Consider the following 17,701-nt stretch of genomic DNA (forward strand, 5'->3'; position numbering starts at 1 on the left):
CTATTTTTGGGTGGGGTGGAAAATTTTTCTCTATCAGAAAAACATACTTTTTGCAAGTAAAAAGACTCATTCTTGTCGGAACACTTGAAAAATGTGCCTTTTGGAGCCCAGAACGGCGATCCATAGAAAGTCCGTTCTGTTGAGTTCATTTTGATTCTAAAATCCTATTCAACTTGTGGGGTTGGTTGTGTTTTTCTACGGATCGTGTTTTGGAAAAACTTTCCCTTTCTCTGGAACCTCACAAAGTTGTAAGATCAATTGTAAAATGTGGGAACCACCACAAAGTGCAATTCTTGAGATTGTAAAGTCTCCTTCAAAGTTCCTTTCAAAACGATTTGGAGAATCCGTGCCCTAAAAAACGCATTGTAAATTCTGTTTCCAAAGGGATTCTGGCATCACAAAGAGGAATCGTTTTGCCGCCTAACGAACAAGCGCTTTTCGTCTGCAAGGATCTATCTTATTCTATCGGAAAAAAAAAGATTCTCAAACAGGTTTCATTTTCTATTTTCCGAGGTGAAATTTCTCTTCTAAGAGGAGATAACGGAGCTGGCAAAACCACTCTTCTTCGAGCAATTCTCAATCACGATCGTCATAAGAATTGTTTTACGTTTCAAAACCGCTTATCGGCTGTAAAAATCTCTTATTTAGGACATGAGCTCGGGCTTTATACTTCTCTCAGTCTTGAAGAGAATCTTCGTTATTTTCTTTCCATTGCTAAAATCCAATATTCGAAAGAAAAAGTGGAAACACTTCTTAGAGCCTTCCAACTTTGGACAAGAAGATTGGATCCGATTTTTACTTTTTCAAGAGGAATGAAACAAAAAGCGGCTTTAGTTCGTACACTTTTAACCGGAGGAGATCTGATTCTTTTGGATGAACCTTTTACAGCTCTGGATCGATCCGGATTAGAAACTGCAATTCGTCTTTTAAACGAATACTCGCAAAACTCCGCAGTTCTTATGGTAACTCATGATCCTGGAATTTCTTTCGGACGACGTACTGTTTCTTTAACTTTAAAGGAGGGAAATCTTGAAACTTCTATTCTCTCTTCTCCATAAGGAATTTCTGTTATTAGGAAAAGCGATCAACGGAATTCTTTCCGTATTAGTTTTGATCACTTCAATCGTATTCATTTTTAATTATGCATTAGAACAGACAGGTAGATTGGATCGCCAAACCTTAATCGGAATCAAATGGTCGGTTTTGTTTCTTACTTCATACGTCTTTATCGGTCAATCTGCTTGGGAAGAAAGAGAAAGCGGAGGAGGTAGAATCAGTTCACTTTTTCTACCTGTATGGATGCGCTTTCTTTCTAAGTCTCTGGTTGTGTTTATCGGACTTTCTATTGCGGCGATCTACTTAATGATTTTATTATCCGTTTTTTTTCAGGCTTTCTCTTTGGGTTGGAAAGATTTATTTGTAAACTTGATTTTTTTATTACCTGGAGTTCTCTGTATTTCTTTTTTGGGAGTTGCACTCAGTCATATCAGTGATTCTTCCAGATTGAAGGAAATTTTACTTCCTCTTCTGATGATTCCATTTACGATTCCGATTCTACTTTTTGGAATGGAAGCGGAAAGAAAATTGGAAAGACTTCCTGTTTTTGATCCGATTCCGGGTCTTTCCATCTTACTTTCGTTTTGTGTTTTTTATGCAGGAATCGGAATTCTACTTTTGGAACTTTCCGGAGACGAACCCTGAAGATCCAAGAATCTTTCTTGATTCCACCGACATTCCTACAAATACTTTATTTCGTATGAAAATTAGAATCGCCCATCCTTTTTGGGATTGGGTTTTATCCGCAATTTTTTTAACCGGTTTTCCGATTGTGGTTTTATTCTCACTCAATTATCCGAACGTGATTTTACAACAAGGGACTGCTCACCGAATTTTTTATTTTCACGTTCCGGTCGCATGGGTCGCTCTTTATGGTCCTATCTTTTCGCTGATTTTTGCGGTTCTTTATCTGATTCGTAAGGAATCTAAATGGGATTTACTTTCTCTTTCCGCAAATCAAATCGCTCTTTTATTTGCAGTGGGAGTTATTTTTTCGGGTAGAATTTGGGCCGCGAGTGCTTGGGGAGTTCCTTGGGATAAAACCGACGCTCGTCTTCAATCCTTTACGGTTTTATTTATTAGTTTAATTGCATATTTTGTTTTTAGAATATTGATTACGGACGTTTCCAAAAAAAAGATTTTTTCGGCTTTTTTAAGTATTTTATGTGCGATCAACGCGGTCATTACCTGGGGTGCGATTCGTTGGATAGACAATCCTGGAAATCATCCAGAATCGATTATGGGTAAGGGTGGAATGGATTCCGACATTCGTCTGAGTTTTTGGCTGGGGGTTCTTGCCTATCACGTTTTGTTTTTGGTTTTATTTCGTTTTGTTTATCGTTTGTCTAAGATCGAAAATCTGAAAGAAAATCTACCGGAAAGGGAAGCGTAAAAAATCTTGTCTCCAACTCCAAATTACAGTAGTTATACGGTCTTAGCGGTAGACGATTCCGAAATCAATTTGAAGTTGATTGTTCATACCCTCCAACCTTTTGGTTTTCAGATTTTTACCGCGGAGTCCGCCGCGGATGCGCGTAACGTTCTTCTTACCAATCGAATCGACGTCCTTTTGTTGGACGTAAGTATGCCCGATCAAGATGGTTTTTCGTTTTGTAGAGAACTGAGAGAAATAGAAAGATTTAAACTCCTTCCCATTTTATTTATTACAGGAATCAACCGTGAAGTTGGTTTTGATGAGGCGATTTCTCACGGAGGCGACGATTTCATTCAGAAACCGTTTCAACCTAAAGAATTAATCGCAAAGATACGAGCTTTTATTCGGATTAAAATTCTTCAGGACGAACTTTTAGAGCAGAAGAAAAATTACGAAAGAGAATTGATTATGGCCAGAAAGGTTCAACAGGAACTTCTTCCTGAAAAAGAACTAGAATGGAACGGAGTTAGTTTGAGTACGATCTTTCAACCTCTGATGCAGATTGGAGGGGATTATACGGACGCTTGGATCGAAGACGATTCTCTTCATATCTTTATAGCGGATTGTTCTGGTCATGGTCCTTCTGCGGCCTTACTTGCAGCGATGCTTAAGATGCAGGTTTCTAGTCTTTCTCCGGATCAGAGTTTGCAAGAAAAGGTTCAGACTCTTCGCCATAATTTAGAAAAGATTCTTCCGGACGAGTTTTCAATTACATTCTTTTATGGAATTTTACATAAGGATTTGAGTTTTGAATATTCGAACGGTGGTCATCCTGCTCCTATGCTCTATCAAAACGGAGAGGTTTCGATTCTTCCTGGAATGGGTCCTTTGATTATTCCGATTGAAATCAACGTTAAAGAAGAATTTAAATCTGTCCAACTTCAAAAGGATTCTTATATGCTTCTTTATACCGATGGTGCGACCGAGATCAGCGATAAGAGTATGAATATTCTCGGAGAAGATAAGCTAAAAAAAATATTTCAAGAATCCGTTTCTATAGGCGGGGACATTTTAGTTTCTATGATGGAATCGATTCTTGCGCATTCCGATAGAGGTACGAATGACGACGATATTGCTATGATGGTGTTGAAGTTATGAATCCTTCTTACAAAGGAAAGGTCAGAGACATTTATGATCTAGGAGATAAATTGATTCTTTCTTCTTCTGATCGTATTTCCGCGTTTGACGTTGTGTTTCCACAACTGGTTCCGGACAAAGGAAAAGTTCTCAATCGAATTTCTGTTTCTTGGTTTGAATTTTTTAAAGACGTTCCCAATCATATTTTAGAAACGGATGTGAAATACTTTCCGATTCCATTTCAAAATCATCCTGACTTAGAAGGCAGATCGGTTCTTGTAAAGAAGTGTAAACGAATCGACTATGAGTGCGTTGTGCGCGGTTATATCTCTGGTTCTGGTTGGAAAGAATATAAAAATGATGGAACTCTTGCAGGAATCAAACTTCCGTCCGGTTTCAAAGAATCTCAAAAACTTCCAGAACCTGTTTTTACTCCTGCGGTTAAAAATGATCAGGGACACGACGAAAATATTTCGGAAAAAGAGATGGAGAATCGAATCGGTAAGGAACTGTTTAATATACTGAAAGAAAAATCGATTTCCATTTTCTTACGCGCCTCTGAAGTGGTAGATAAGGCGGGAATCATTCTTTGTGATACCAAATTCGAGTTCGGAATTTTGGATGGCCAAGTGATTTTGATCGACGAGCTTTTGACTCCGGATTCTTCCCGATATTGGTCTACGGATACTTATTCCGTTGGAATTTCTCCTCCTAGTTTGGATAAACAGATTCTTAGAAATTATCTGGAAACTACGAGCTGGAACAAGATGCCTCCCGCGCCTAATCTCCCAGCGGAGCTTATCCAAGAGTTGAGAGAAAAATACCAGAAGATAGAGGACCTCATTCTTTCATGTACATCGCAAAAATCCAAGTAGTTCTCAAAGAATCCGTTTTAGATCCGCAAGGAAGTACGGTTAAAAAAGTTCTTTCCGAAGTTGGAGAAAAATCGGTTCAGGACGTGAGAGTAGGTAAATACATCGAACTTAAAATAGACGCCCCGAGCGAAGAAGTTGCTAGAAAAGACGTAGAAAGACTTTGTGATAAGATTTTAGTCAATCATATTATAGAAACATATTCTATGAATATTCAAAAAATATGAAAATAGCGGTAATTACTTTTCCCGGTTCTAATTGTGATTCGGACATCTATCGAGTTCTAAAAGATCAATATAACGCCGAAGTGGATCGAATTTGGCATAGAGATGGGCTTGATAAAAAATACGAACTTGTAATATTGCCTGGTGGTTTTTCTTACGGAGATTATCTTCGTTCCGGTGCTATGGCTGGTTTTTCTCCAGTAATGAAATCTGTTAAGGAACATGTGGATAAGGGCGGCAAACTTTTTGGAATCTGTAATGGGTTTCAGATTTTGACCGAAGCGGAATATCTTCCGGGCGCACTGATAAGAAATAAAACTCTCAAATATATCTGTAAAACTGTAATTTTAACAAAAGGTTCTGCTGGAAATCCTGTGACCGCTTCTATGGATGTTCGTAAGGAATTGAAAATTCCGATTGCTCACGCGGATGGTTGTTATTATGCGACTTCAGATGTTCTGAAACAACTTGAGGATGAAGATAGAATCTTATTTCGTTATTCTGGGGAGAATCCAAATGGTTCTTTGGATTCGATTGCTGGGATTACTTCTAAAAATTTTAAAATTGTGGGGATGATGCCTCACCCAGAAAGAGCAATGAATCCAATTACTGGTGAAATGGATGGTAAAGTAGTTCTGGATTTGATCTTAGGATCTTGAAAATTGTTTTTAGAAAAGACTTTTTATGGATTTGATTTTTCGAAAATTAACTTTGATAGAAAAAATCACGCCGAAATTACGACTGTTCACATCGCTTAGGTAAAGATTTTCTAAGAATCTGCCTAAAAACTTAGAATCGTTATCTGTGAATTCTCCAATAGATTTGTGTTAGTTCCTACTGATTGGAAGTTTCTATTTTTTAAACCGTTTTCATTTCTAAACTTCTGTGTTAGTTCCCACATTTCAAAGTTTTGCTGTAAAATTTAGATTTGTGTTAGTTCCCACAAATTAAGTTTGTTTTGTGATTTTGAATTATACTTTTAAAACTAAAATTTTACCAGTAGTTCCTACATTTTCAAAAAGATTCTATTTTAACATGAGTTTTGTATAACGCGAAAGGGATCGATGCAAGCAAGGAAATCCAGTGAAATAGTCTCTCAAAATCAGCGCGCTTCTTAACTCAATAAACGCCTCCTAAACTCAAATCTCTCTCCCCGTCGAGCACCAATAGAAGCGAGACGTTGAGTTTCCGGGTCGCGAGATGTTGCGTTTTAGGCGTTCGAGGTAATTCCACAACATCTCGCTTCTATTGGCGCCCGAAGTAACTCAAAACGTCTCACTCTCCATGGATCGTTCGATCAATCGCGTTTGAAATTCAGCAGAACATTCTCTACGAATGGTGTTCTAAATTGAAATTAAAGACGAATATGTTGTATAATTTTCTTGTATGCAATTTGTTAACCGGGGCTGAGGACTCGGTCCGACCAGCCGGATTCGCCCAGATTTTTTTACGTCGAACTCACGTTATCCTAACGTAAGTTCGGTCACGATGCGTTTTTGTAAGAAAAGTTGGGATTTAAACTTTGCAGATCAATTCCTAAAATGTGGGAACTAACACAAATCACGATTTTACGAACAAATTCTAAAATTGTGGGAACTCATACTTTTAGAAAATTCTTTCCAATTTTCTAAAATTGAACTTTGAGTTTATTGGTTCTTTTTTAAAAGATTTTGAGACAAGTTTCTCGGGATTATAATAATCGATATTCTAAGTTATAAACTAAGTGGATAGGCGAGGCTTATTAAAATATTCTAAAAAGATAAAAAGCGGAAACGTTATAAAGGGTGTTAACTTGAATCGAATTTTTATAGCCTCGTTTTTAATTCTCAACTCACTTTTGACTCTATCTTGCAAAGACGAAAAAAAAGAAGTCGTTCGTAAAGACGATCAAACAAAAAGACTAGAGATAGCTTCTTATCCTTTTCCTCCGGATAATGTTCCGACTTCGGAGAGAATCTTGCTCGGAAAAACACTGTTTTTTGATCCGATTGTATCTGGTTCTAATTGGATCAGTTGTGCTTCTTGTCATAATCCTGGACTTGCTTGGACGGACGGACTTAAAACAGCTGTTGGACATAATATGAAGATTTTAGGAAAAAATACTCCTACGATTCTCAATGGTGCATATGGAAATAAAATGTTTTGGGACGGAAGGGCGGATAATTTGGAAGAACAGGCTTTGGGGCCGATCACTTCTCCGGACGAAATGAACCAGAATATGGAAGAACTTATATTAGAGTTAAAGAATATTCCGGGATATAAAAATCTGTTTTCTAAAGCGTATCCAAGCGAGGAAATTAGTGCGGCTACGATTGGAAAGGCGATCGCGAGTTTTGAAAGAACGATCTTTTCTACGGAGTCGGCCTTTGATCGTTGGAAAAAAGGGGATAAAGCCGCGCTTTCTGAATCGGCTCAAAGAGGTTTTACCGTATTTAATGGAAAAGCAAATTGTTCTTCTTGCCATCAAGGAGAACAATTTTCAGATAATGGATTTCATAATATAGGTTTAAAAAATGCAGTTAAAGAAGTCGGAAGATTTAAAATTGTGCCGGTAAAATCTATGAAAGGTGCTTTTAAAACTCCCGGACTGCGAGACGTTGCCTTAACGGGGCCATATATGCACGACGGAAGTTATACAACATTAGAGGAAGTGATCGAACATTATGATCGAGGTGGAGACGAAAAAAATAATTTGGATCCAAATATGCTCGCACTTAAACTTACAGATCAAGAAAAAACGGATCTTGTAGAGTTTATGAAATCCTTAAGTGGTAAAAGGGTTTCAATTACGATTCCTGAGTTTCCAAGATAATGTATTATTGATTTATAAATTAGGAGTATTGAATGTTGATTCGATTTTTGGTGGTTTTTATTTCTTTGGTTTTTTGGAACGGAAATGTTTCGGCTGCAGAACACGAGGTTGGTCAAAAGAATAAAGGTTTTACTGTAGAATCTTTAAAGATCAAGGTCGGAGACGTGGTAAGTTTTCCAAATTACGATACTTTTTATCATAATGTGTATTCTTTGTCACCCGCAAAAATTTTCGATTTAGGTTCTTATTCTCAAGGTAAAACACAAAAGGTAAAATTTGAGAAATCGGGTAAGATCACAGTTCAATGTGCGATACATCCAGAAATGAAAATGACTATAGAAGTACAATAATGAAAGAATATTCTAAATTTATAATTCTTTTTCTTATTTCGGCTTCTTTGTTTTCTTTGACAGCTTTAGATACTATGGAAAAATCAGCGGTTCGGGGAAGTATCGTGTTTCGAACATACTGTGTTCTTTGTCACGGAGAGGCTGCTGACGGAAAAGGACGACTTGCAACTGGAAAAGTTCCTCCTCCTGCAAATCTTACGATTACTAAACTGACTGACGCACAAAAAGAAGAAATTATCAAAAAAGGTGGGGGTGGAGTAAATCGTTCTCCGTTTATGCCTCCTTGGAAAGATGAATTGTCTGAAGAACAAATTAAGGACGTGATTTCTTACATCAATTTCCTTTCGAAATCGAAATGATCGGAAAAAAGTTTCCGCAACAATTTTTAAACAGTGAATTTACTCGGCAATATTAGGATTAAAACAAGATTACGTCTCAGTTTTGGCGCTATCATAGGAGTGTTTATTCTTTCTTCGGCTCTGATCGTCTACAATACTTTTGTGTATCGTAAAACGATTCGATCGATGATAGAAAATTCTCAACCTAAATTCCAACTGATGAATTTGACATTGGAAAAGTTGATTCTTGCGGAGCTGACGATTTCGTCTAAAGTGTCCACGATTGACTCTCTTCTTTCCGAAGAGGAATACGAAAAAGTAAAAACTCTTTTAGAAGAAATAAAGAAGAGTAACGTCACATTTCGGGAATTTCCTTTGGAAGAGAACGAACTTGAAAATTTAAAAATTCTTGAAGACGGTATCAAAAATTTTGCTCAATATGCAGAAACGATTCATATATTAGGTAAAGATAATAGAAGACAAGAAGCTCAGATTCTTTACGTTCGTGGAGTGAATCCTCTGAGTGCTTCTCTTCGTCAAACGGTCAAAACCTTGATTGAGTTTGAAGCGTCTAATTCCCGTAAAAACGAAGACGCGGCGGAATCTCAACTTACCTTTTCCTTGTATATGATTTGTGTACTTTCTCTTCTTTCTTTGGTGGCGGGTATTTTATTTTCGAGATCCATTATACGATCCGTAATGTTTCCTTTAAGAAAGGCGATTCATTTTGCGTCCGAAATTCAAAATGGAAATTTGAACAATCGGATTCAAATTGATCGTTTGGATGAGATGGGAGAACTTTTGGAATTCTTAAAGAAAATGGAAGTTTCACTTCGTGAGATCATTGTAGAGGCGAGGATTTCTGTCGAAAACTCTGAAAAGGCTAGTAAAGAATTTTATAAAGTTTCGAAAGAATTTATTTCCACTTCAGAAACTCAGGCAAATGATTCTCAAAAAGTAGCCGATCATATAGATCGTTTAAGTACTTTAGTAGAAGCGAATACTTCTGTTATTCTTACTTCTGCGGAGCATCTTAGAAATTTGGAAAAGGAAATTCAAAAAAATCTTTCTTCATTAATCGACGTAACGGAGTCCTTAAACTCTTTGGCCTTACAGGCGAAGGAATCTTCCGATACTGCATTAAAAGGACAAGAAAAGGTAGATGGGATCCAAAAATCTTTTTTAGAAGTAAAGAGGACCGTTCACAAAATCAACGAATCTCTTGTTAAGATTGGAGATATTTCCACTCGCACGAATATGCTCGCTCTTAACGCGGCGATCGAGGCGGCAAGAGCGGGAGATCATGGAAGAGGTTTTTCGGTTGTTGCCGATGAAATTTCACAACTGGCTGAACATACAATGAAAAACACCAGAGAGATTACGGATTTGATCGAATTTACAAGATCCAGTATTGAATCCGGAGACGGAGAGATGAATCAGTTCTCCGACTTTTTTACGATTATCCAAGAAAATGCGTCTAATATGGCTCGTTTTAGTATGCATTTATTGGAAGATATGAGGACTCAAGAATCTGGTTTAAATATTTGTTCTCGTAAGATGTACGAGATCGCTTCGAATATTACGGATTTGGAACATTCTTCTTTAGAAAATAAAAGCGCATACAGTTCCATCAAACAGTCGATTCAGGATCTTTCTCAGGGAGCAAATTTGATTTCTGCGGGTTCTCAAGAAATCAGTTCTGGCGCAAAACGAATTGATGAACAATCTGATAAAGTAAAACGTCTGATGGAAAAATTTTCGATTTAAAATTTGTTTTTAATAAATGTTTTTATTTCTTTAACGTGAATTTTGTATAAGAAAATTTAGGCGAATCTGGTTGCTGAACTGTTCTTTCTACTCTGATCAATCAATTGTATAATAGAAACGTAATATTTCATTTTAAGTTTCAATTTAGAACGCGATCCGTAGAGAGCCATCACCAACCCCACAAATAATTGGATCTCAATATAAATCTGTCGGAATTACGACAAATCCTCTGTAAAACTAGTTCCCGCCCCACAACGCGACCCATAGGAAAGCGTTGTGTTGAGTTTTCCAACGCGACCCATAGGAAAGCGTTGTGTTGAGTTTTCCAACGTCTTCAGTCGTTTTCGAATTAGATTCTATTGAAAATGTGTTAGCTGACATTTTGTTACAACATTGATAATACTTATTTTATAGGATCGTAATGATGAGACGTAATCTGTGGGAACTCTTACGAGTTTGAGTTTTACAGTTAGATATTGTTACTCGGACGATGAAAAGAAGACTATGTTGCGTTTGTTTTAAAACTTAGAATGTGAGGTCTTTCAAAAACAACATTCTAGATTTGGCGTAATTTTGCGGAGGCTTCTATATTTTTGTAAAATTGACGGTTAATTTCGAATACCATTTTTATGTATCCTGTAGGAACTTCATTTGTATTTCTAATCACATAAAATGAATGTTTGAGAAACGTAATTTGTGGGAACTACTGCAAATCAAGATTTTACGAGCAAATTCTAAAATTGTAGGAATTCAAACTTTCAGAAAATTCTTACCTATTTTTTCGTCTAACCAACATTAGTTGCAGTTTCTCTTTGAATAAAATGGAAGGTTAAATAAAATTTTAAAAAGAATACAATACACAAGCAGGGTTACCGACTGTGTTTGAATAGGAAGTCATTACTTTCTTAAGACCTGGATCCATGACATCAAAGGTAATAAATTCGTCTGTGGATCCATATAGTTTTTCTTGATAAGCGATTACAATTTTACCTGCGCCAACATCGAAAGTTCCGTCTATTCCGCCTAACGCAAAAGGTAAAGGAATTAAAACCCAGTTGGCTCCTCCGTCCACGGTTTTATAAAGTTTGTAAGATTGAGTAGGTCCGTAAAATGCGTAGCCGAGTGTTGGATTTAAAAATTTTACTTTTTGAAAAGTTCCTCCCGTTAAATTATTTGGAACAGTAGTCCAAATGTTCCCACCGTCTACGGTGTGTATAAGAGAATTTGAATTTACCCAGCCGTTGAGTGAATCTAAAAAATAGAATCTACTATCGTAGCTGGCTGAAGGACCAGTAGAATGAAAAGAATTTCCGGCATCATTGGAATGATAGATAACCGAATTGGAATAAGTTAGTCCATAACTAATATATAAAATTTCTTGTATAGAGTTATAAAATAAATCTAACATTCTAAGATCTTGAGGTAGTGCAGAACGTTCCCAAGATTCTCCTCCGTTTACAGTGCGGTCTAAAAAAGGAATATTTTTAAAATTTGTATCTTCTTTTGTGCCAATTCTAATTCCATTTTGGCTATCTAAAAAACGAATCCAATGATAACTGCCAGTGTTTTGAGGTCCTAAGTCAAAAATTCCCAGAGCAGTTGATTCGTATTTCATCGGAGCCCAATCTTTTCCTCCATTGAGAGTTTTATAATTTACTTTATTATGATTTACTGCATAAATTTCTGATTCTGACTTTATGAAATAATGGAAGTTATATTGACCAGAAACGACGTAAGTGGGCGTTCGATTAGAAAAATTTCTTCCGTCTTCGCTCCATACAAGAGTCATATCCGATTTAGAGTTCGATTCATAAAATTCTTGACTTTGATAAAGGGCTGCAATGGAACCAGAAGAGAAAATTTTTATTTCGTTCGCAGTGATTGGCTTAGATGGAGCATCTGCTGGAGACATACACCAAGCCATCATGAAGTAGTCTGCGGAGCTGATTTTATTTTCTTTTTCGCAACTAAAGAAAAATAAAATTAACAGAATAGGGAAGATGTATTTTAATTTCATTTGATTTGCGAAGTTAAATCCTTTTTGTTTTTTATAACCATTACGAAATGATATATACTTTGAAATTTCACTTGTTAAAATTTTAAACAGGATCAATTTTTAAATTATCCATTGTCGCTTTATCGAATTATATCTTAGAAAAAACAGATAATTGTTTTTAGTGGATCGTATATCGAAGGCGAATTTTTGCAAGTTGTGATTTCTTCGGTTTAATAGAAAAATTCATTACCTTTATTGTACAAGAATTGTGTTAGTCTCTACTGGTTGAGAATTTCTATTTTTTAAATCGTTTTTTTCTAAACTTCTGTGATAATTTTAAAGTTTTGCTGTAAAATTTAGATTTGTGTTAGTTCCCACATTTTTGTGAAACTAAAATATTTCATTTTTATCGTTCTCTAAGTTATATCCTTATTTAAGGTCTTCAAGTCAAAATTTAAACCGAAAAGGAGGATACAAACTCAAAAATTGGGGGAATAAAAATTACGGATTTTTTTGTTATAAAATAAAAAAGATAAATCAATCTATTGATATGGAGATATATTTTAACGTGAATTCGACATAACGCGAAAGGGATCGATGCGAGGTTAAGTTATTGGTATTTTATAAAAATTGAATTTGGTTCTGGAATTTCACAATAACTTGACCAGAGCTGAGAGCCCGGTCCGGCTGCTTATGGCAGCCGGATTCGCCCAGATTCTTTTACGCCGGACGTATCTTATTTTATGATTTTTTTTAAGAAACGATTTCAGAGACCTCTAAGGATTTTTATTTGGATCGGAATGATCGTTTCGGCGATTTGTAGGAACGAAGTTTTTTACAAAAAAATCGATTTAGAGGAGATGATTCGAGCTTCTTCTCATATACTTTTAGGCCGTATATCTAAACCTTCGTATTCGGATCGAAACATTAAGATCAATACAAAACTTTTAAAGAAACTTGGAATTAAAACCAAACTTAAAAATGACGTTCCCGATTTTAGAGTTAAAATTCAACATTTTAAAGTGGCAGAAGTTTATAAAGGAAACTTAGAAGAGAATGAAATCAAAGTTTTTTCCGCGAATTTTGAAAGCGATTTATATATTCACATCCTTTATTATGGAATCGGATATTCCGAATCTCCTATTTATCATGTTTATGAATCTTCTCAAATTAGAGAAGCAGATTTAGAAAATCAATATTTTATATTATTCTTAAGTAATGCGAATCACTTTCATGAATTTAGATGGAGTGTCCTAGGCGCAATGGAGTCTTTAAATTATAAAGAAGAAATCTTAAATGTGATTCAAAAATCGATTCAGTAGTTTCTACCCAAAAACTGAAAAATGTGTGATATTCATACATGAATTTTAGTAGTGATTAAAATCTATTTTAAAATGAATTCTTAGATCCCTCTTAGTATGTGAAAAAGATTACCATAAATTTTGAGATAAATCTCCAAATGCAGAATTTTAGATGTTCTATTATGTTAGTATTTAGTAAAAGTTCAGTAGTAAAAAGAGTTTTCAAAATTTGTAAATTAACAAAAAAACGATTTCTTGGGAAACATTCCGATTTTAGTCCAATATTTTACTTTTAAACTCGGGCGTATATAAGTTTGAACGAATCTATTTCAAATATTATATATCTTTTAAATCGGACTTGATTTCAGAATCGGATTTGATTTTATTCTCCGAAAAAGAATTACGGAGAGAGGAATGAATCCTGCAATTATAGTGTTATTAGGTTTTATATTTTGGACTCTTTTTCTTGGATTGTGTGTGGTAAGTGTTCGATCATTTAAGGTGCTTACTGGTTCAAACAAATCAAACGAATTCCCCGCCGGAATTAAACACGGAAGCGAATTTTATTGGAGGCTCAACCGGGCTCATATCAATTGTATCGAGAATCTTCCTATTTTCGGAATTTTGGTTTTGATCGGAGTTTTTGCAGGAGTTTTAGATCATCGTTTTGAACTGGCAACTCAGATCATTTTAGGCGCGAGAATTTTCCAGACTCTCGCACATCTAAGTTCTGGTTCCGTATTTGCGGTTAATGCACGTTTTACAGGTTTTATGATTCAATACGGATGTTTTCTATATCTTCTCTGGCATATTTTGCATAGTACTCAAATCATCTAAAAACCGAAAGTTTTTCAAGAGACAGAAGTTTTCCGATTTTGTCTTTTGAAACGAAGATTCAAAGGATGACTTTAGGATAATCTTTTTTAGATTTGTTGTTAAGTTTATAGAAAAGAAAATCTACTTGACCGAACGCTTTTTTTCAAAAGGATTCTTTATTTACTCGAGCCTTTGCCCGTCTGATCCTTTATGTTTTTCAAGTTCGACTTCCTTCGTAAAAATCTATATAGCATGGCTGAACTATGTCTTGAACAAGTACTTCTGTTAGACGACGCTTTGGAAAAAGACGACGGAGAACTTGCAAGAAAGCTAATTGACCGCGATGACCTAATTGATAATCTCGAAAAACAAAACGACAATCTTTCTCAGAACGCTATTTTAGAAGCCGTAGCCAATCGTAATTCTATGGGAATGGATCAGGTAGACGGAGAAGTGGTTTTAAAAAGAGATCCTCTCCGATTTGCGCTTTCCGCGATTCGAATTACTAGAAACTTAGAAAGAATGGGAGATCAGATCGTAAACTGCGCAAAATGTTTTCGAAGAGGTCTGATTCCGAAAAGATTTTTCTGTGACGAAGAAATTCTCAATCGATTATTATCCAGGGTGATCACGATTGTAGGTATGGCCGTTGAATCTTTGGTAGAGGAAAAAAATAGATTTTACGGAAGTGTCCATACGGTGGAAGAAGAAATCAATAATTTATGTCAGTCCGCTTTTTTAAAGTTTGTTATGGATTCTAGACTGGATAAAAACCAATTTGCGGACGTGTATAGATTGATTCTTTGTTTGGAAAGGACCGCCGACTATGCAGTGAACATTGCGGAAGAATTGGTTCGTTTAAATACTGGAATGGATATTAGACACGTTTCTGATCCGGTCCAGGCAATTGCAAAAACTGCAAGTTGATTTATTCGCATCAATCTCAATTTTTAGAATATTCGGGAAATATAATTTAATCGAATTCAAAATATAAACTGATAGGCAAACAAAAGCGAAATTAATTATGCTATTTAACTCACTCTCATCAAAAAAGAATTTGGTTCAAGTATGAAAAAACACTTCATTCTTTCGGAAAACGGTTCCGAAACCTTTTGGCAAATCGAACTCTCTGGTTATTCTTTAATTATTTCCTTTGGAAAAACTGGCTCCTCAGGAAAACGTAAAATTCTCAATTTTGAAAATAGAGAACAATGTCTTAAGGAATTTCAAAAATTAGCAAATGAAAAATTGAAGTTAGGTTTTCAAGAATCTGATTATGTTCCTTTGCTAAAACCTTTAACTGGAAATCCGGATTATAAAGAAACGTGGAAAAAAATTATAGAGTCTTCCGATCAAAAACAAGCTTTGAGAGATCAATTTCTATTTTTGATTGAAACGGAAGAATGTAAATCCCTTTGGGAAAAAATTTTAGATCAGATTACGGAAGTTAAAATAGATGAAAAAGATAGATTTGTAATTACACTTCCTTGGTCGTATGACGACGAAACTCCGGTTCATCTTTGTTGGAATCCTCCTTATCTAGGTAAAATTCATTCTTCCGTTCCAGGTTCTATGGCCCGTTTTGTTTCTATCTTTAACGGGATAGAAATCTTTCATGACGATGACGATATACCTACATTTGTTATCCAAGGTGTACATTCTGAGAATTCGGATAAACCGGCGCACGTTGAAGATGATTATGGTTGGGAAGACGGGATTTTAGAAGAAGGGGACAGTTGGTGGATTACACCTTTGGAACTTGTGGAAAAAAGTTTAGAAGATGTTCAATCTTTAGGCTCTTATGATGAATGTCAAAATTGGTTCGTATATCATCCTTTTATCAAGAACAAATATGGAGAACCTGCAATTTCCAATGTAGACCATGGAAGTTGTGAACTAGAATCTCCCACAGTTCGTTACGGGCTCGGAGGAGTTTTACTTCGAGAAATCTGCTATTGGGTCCGAGATATTTATTCGGACGCAGACGAAGAACTTGTGTTAGATGGCTCCCCCGTTGTTACCAGAGCTTTTCAAGAATTTATGGCTAAAAAGGCGATTGAAATTTCGGAGAATCAACCAGAAGTCGCCAAACGTTTGTTAGAGTATAATTGGGATTTTTTAGCCCGTTATATTCATAAGACGATTCTAAAATGGATTTCTTCTTTATCCAAAGACGATTCGGTTAAAGATATTTTGGTCATTGATTCTTATTGGGATGATGCTGGCGAGATTATTTTTCTCGGACTCGACTGGCATGCTGGCGATAACTACGACGACGCTATGTCTGATGGAGCTAACGTAATAGATTATCCTCTCGATTTTACTTCGTTTTACAAATACGTTTTAGGATCTTCTCATAACGAAAAATTGAATGGCAGAGACGTTATGAAAGCTTTAGAGGACGACTACTCGATTACAAGGGATATTTTAGCGTATCTTTCCGTGGAAAATTTAATTTCTATCTCGAATGGAGAAGAGTTTAAAAAACTTTCAAGGGACGAAGAAGGAATTTATATCGCATACTCTCACTATCACGACGAGGAAGCCGAAGTCGCTTTTCATTCTTCTCAAGGAATCAAAAAAGAATTTTTTAAGAACTACTTTCCAAAAGATGAAACCTCTAAGAAAGAAAAGGATATTTCTGAAGAGGAACAGGAAGTCGTTGACGATATTGTAGGCGACGTAATGGATGATTATCCTTGGGTTTGGAAAAGTACGATCGAAAAAAGTATTGATCGTCTTGCGGAGGATTTTCAAGAAAACAAAGAACGTTATCAACGAGAATTTAATAAAATTTTAGAATACAAAGACAAAGTTGGAGAGGAAGAAAAAACAACGTTAGTCAGTCTTGGAATGCAAATGAGTTCTGCGGCACTTAATCGATTTTTAAAGGAAAATAAACCTGACGTTGCAGAATGGGTTCTTCATTGTTATAAGGATATTTATCGTTCTTTGGGGATCAGTCGAAATTCTACTCTCAAAGGAAATGAAACTGGAAATTCGTATAACACGGCTGAATATTTTGCAGGTGACATCATTGTATTTATAGCTAAATACGGCGGAAGCCAATATTTGAACTTACTTGAAGATCTTTTACCTGCCGACATTCAAGACGCAAGACTTGCGTTCAATCTTGCTTGTCTAAATTCTTTAGAAAAAAACAAACCAAACTTGTTACGTTATACGAAACTGGCTCTGAGTTTAGGAAAACCTAAAAAAGATTTCGAAGACAGTGATTTTGACAATTTTAAAGACGATCCTGAATTTCATTCTTTGGTTACGTTACATTAAAATTTAGAAATTTTTAAAGTGTATAGGTAAAACTTATAAAGAGTCCGTTTCAAATCCGTAGGAACTCTTATGATTGTTTAAGAACAATAAAAATTTTATAAGCCACCATTTGACATAATTTGTGGGAACTCTTACATTAGAGTTATTGAAAAAATTTATAGCGGTGATTAATAAAACTACTTCAATCGATCATTTTATGAAACAGAAACAAGATGGAAAATTAATTTTTTGATAACTCTATTTTATGATGAATTTACTAAGAGTTTGTCCCAAAACCTTAAAGAATTTGACGGGATGATTTAATTCTTTAGAAATTTTTAAAAATGTAGTAGCTCCCACAAATTACGTCTCTTTGAGAAGTCTATC

The 17,701-nt window shown here is 35.7% G+C and carries 16 protein-coding genes; 15 read left to right on the top strand and 1 reads right to left on the bottom strand.

Annotation, left to right across the window (positions count from 1 at the left end; genetic code table 11):
- Positions 1-335 precede the first annotated feature (335 nt).
- From BW942_RS12895 to BW942_RS12945, 11 genes are all read left to right on the top strand, one after another.
- Positions 336-1,058 (top strand): ABC transporter ATP-binding protein, encoded by a 723-nt coding sequence (locus tag BW942_RS12895; RefSeq protein ID WP_000431145.1) that lies wholly within the window; start codon positions 336-338, stop codon positions 1,056-1,058.
- On the top strand, positions 1,030-1,701 hold the full coding sequence (locus BW942_RS12900) for a heme exporter protein CcmB (protein WP_000770650.1): 672 nt from the start codon (positions 1,030-1,032) through the stop codon (positions 1,699-1,701). Before BW942_RS12895 ends, BW942_RS12900 begins: the two co-directional genes overlap by 29 nt.
- Before the next feature lie 55 nt (positions 1,702-1,756).
- The gene (gene ccsA / locus BW942_RS12905; RefSeq protein WP_000702045.1) at positions 1,757-2,449 is read left to right on the top strand and encodes a cytochrome c biogenesis protein CcsA; all 693 of its coding nucleotides are present in this window, start codon (positions 1,757-1,759) and stop codon (positions 2,447-2,449) included.
- A gap of 6 nt (positions 2,450-2,455) precedes the next feature.
- The gene (locus BW942_RS12910; RefSeq protein ID WP_000075442.1) at positions 2,456-3,589 is read left to right on the top strand and encodes a PP2C family protein-serine/threonine phosphatase; all 1,134 of its coding nucleotides are present in this window, start codon (positions 2,456-2,458) and stop codon (positions 3,587-3,589) included.
- Positions 3,586-4,443 carry a phosphoribosylaminoimidazolesuccinocarboxamide synthase gene (locus BW942_RS12915; protein ID WP_001070066.1) on the top strand — a complete coding sequence of 286 codons (858 nt, stop codon included), beginning with the start codon at positions 3,586-3,588 and terminating at the stop codon, positions 4,441-4,443. The genes BW942_RS12910 and BW942_RS12915 overlap by 4 nt, the downstream gene beginning before the upstream one ends.
- Positions 4,419-4,667: a phosphoribosylformylglycinamidine synthase subunit PurS gene (gene purS / locus BW942_RS12920; protein ID WP_000275007.1), complete on the top strand. Its 249-nt coding sequence runs from the start codon at positions 4,419-4,421 to the stop codon at positions 4,665-4,667. Before BW942_RS12915 ends, purS begins: the two co-directional genes overlap by 25 nt.
- Entirely contained in the window at positions 4,664-5,323 is a 660-nt protein-coding gene (purQ, locus tag BW942_RS12925) for a phosphoribosylformylglycinamidine synthase subunit PurQ (RefSeq protein WP_000686200.1), read from the top strand. The genes purS and purQ overlap by 4 nt, the downstream gene beginning before the upstream one ends.
- Positions 5,324-6,456: 1,133 nt before the next feature.
- Complete coding sequence (locus tag BW942_RS12930; RefSeq protein WP_001079546.1) at positions 6,457-7,476, top strand: cytochrome-c peroxidase; 1,020 nt, start codon at positions 6,457-6,459, stop codon at positions 7,474-7,476.
- A gap of 32 nt (positions 7,477-7,508) precedes the next feature.
- Entirely contained in the window at positions 7,509-7,826 is a 318-nt protein-coding gene (locus BW942_RS12935; RefSeq protein WP_000908409.1) for a methylamine utilization protein, read from the top strand.
- On the top strand, positions 7,826-8,185 hold the full coding sequence (locus BW942_RS12940; protein ID WP_000666507.1) for a c-type cytochrome: 360 nt from the start codon (positions 7,826-7,828) through the stop codon (positions 8,183-8,185). The genes BW942_RS12935 and BW942_RS12940 overlap by 1 nt, the downstream gene beginning before the upstream one ends.
- Positions 8,186-8,218: 33 nt before the next feature.
- A complete protein-coding gene (locus tag BW942_RS12945; RefSeq protein ID WP_001050379.1) occupies positions 8,219-9,931 on the top strand; it encodes a methyl-accepting chemotaxis protein in 1,713 nt (570 codons plus the stop codon).
- Positions 9,932-10,772: 841 nt separating this feature from the next.
- Here the strand turns inward: BW942_RS12945 and BW942_RS12950 are convergent.
- On the bottom strand, positions 10,773-12,044 hold the full coding sequence (locus tag BW942_RS12950) for a WD40/YVTN/BNR-like repeat-containing protein (protein ID WP_000600072.1): 1,272 nt from the start codon (positions 12,042-12,044) through the stop codon (positions 10,773-10,775).
- Positions 12,045-12,670: 626 nt separating this feature from the next.
- Between BW942_RS12950 and BW942_RS12960 the strand changes: the two genes are divergently transcribed.
- The 4 genes from BW942_RS12960 to BW942_RS12975 all read left to right on the top strand — a co-directional run bounded on the left by BW942_RS12960 (position 12,671) and on the right by BW942_RS12975 (position 17,335).
- Complete coding sequence (locus BW942_RS12960) at positions 12,671-13,249, top strand: hypothetical protein (protein WP_000575861.1); 579 nt, start codon at positions 12,671-12,673, stop codon at positions 13,247-13,249.
- Positions 13,250-13,642: 393 nt separating this feature from the next.
- Positions 13,643-14,065: an MAPEG family protein gene (locus BW942_RS12965; RefSeq protein ID WP_001067456.1), complete on the top strand. Its 423-nt coding sequence runs from the start codon at positions 13,643-13,645 to the stop codon at positions 14,063-14,065.
- Between the two features lie 189 nt (positions 14,066-14,254).
- Entirely contained in the window at positions 14,255-14,971 is a 717-nt protein-coding gene (locus tag BW942_RS12970) for a phosphate signaling complex PhoU family protein (protein WP_000465176.1), read from the top strand.
- A gap of 141 nt (positions 14,972-15,112) precedes the next feature.
- Entirely contained in the window at positions 15,113-17,335 is a 2,223-nt protein-coding gene (locus BW942_RS12975) for a WGR domain-containing protein (RefSeq protein ID WP_002968838.1), read from the top strand.
- The last annotated feature ends 366 nt before the right edge of the window (positions 17,336-17,701 follow it).

This window comes from Leptospira interrogans (genome assembly GCF_900156205.1).
Taxonomy (GTDB): domain Bacteria; phylum Spirochaetota; class Leptospiria; order Leptospirales; family Leptospiraceae; genus Leptospira; species Leptospira interrogans.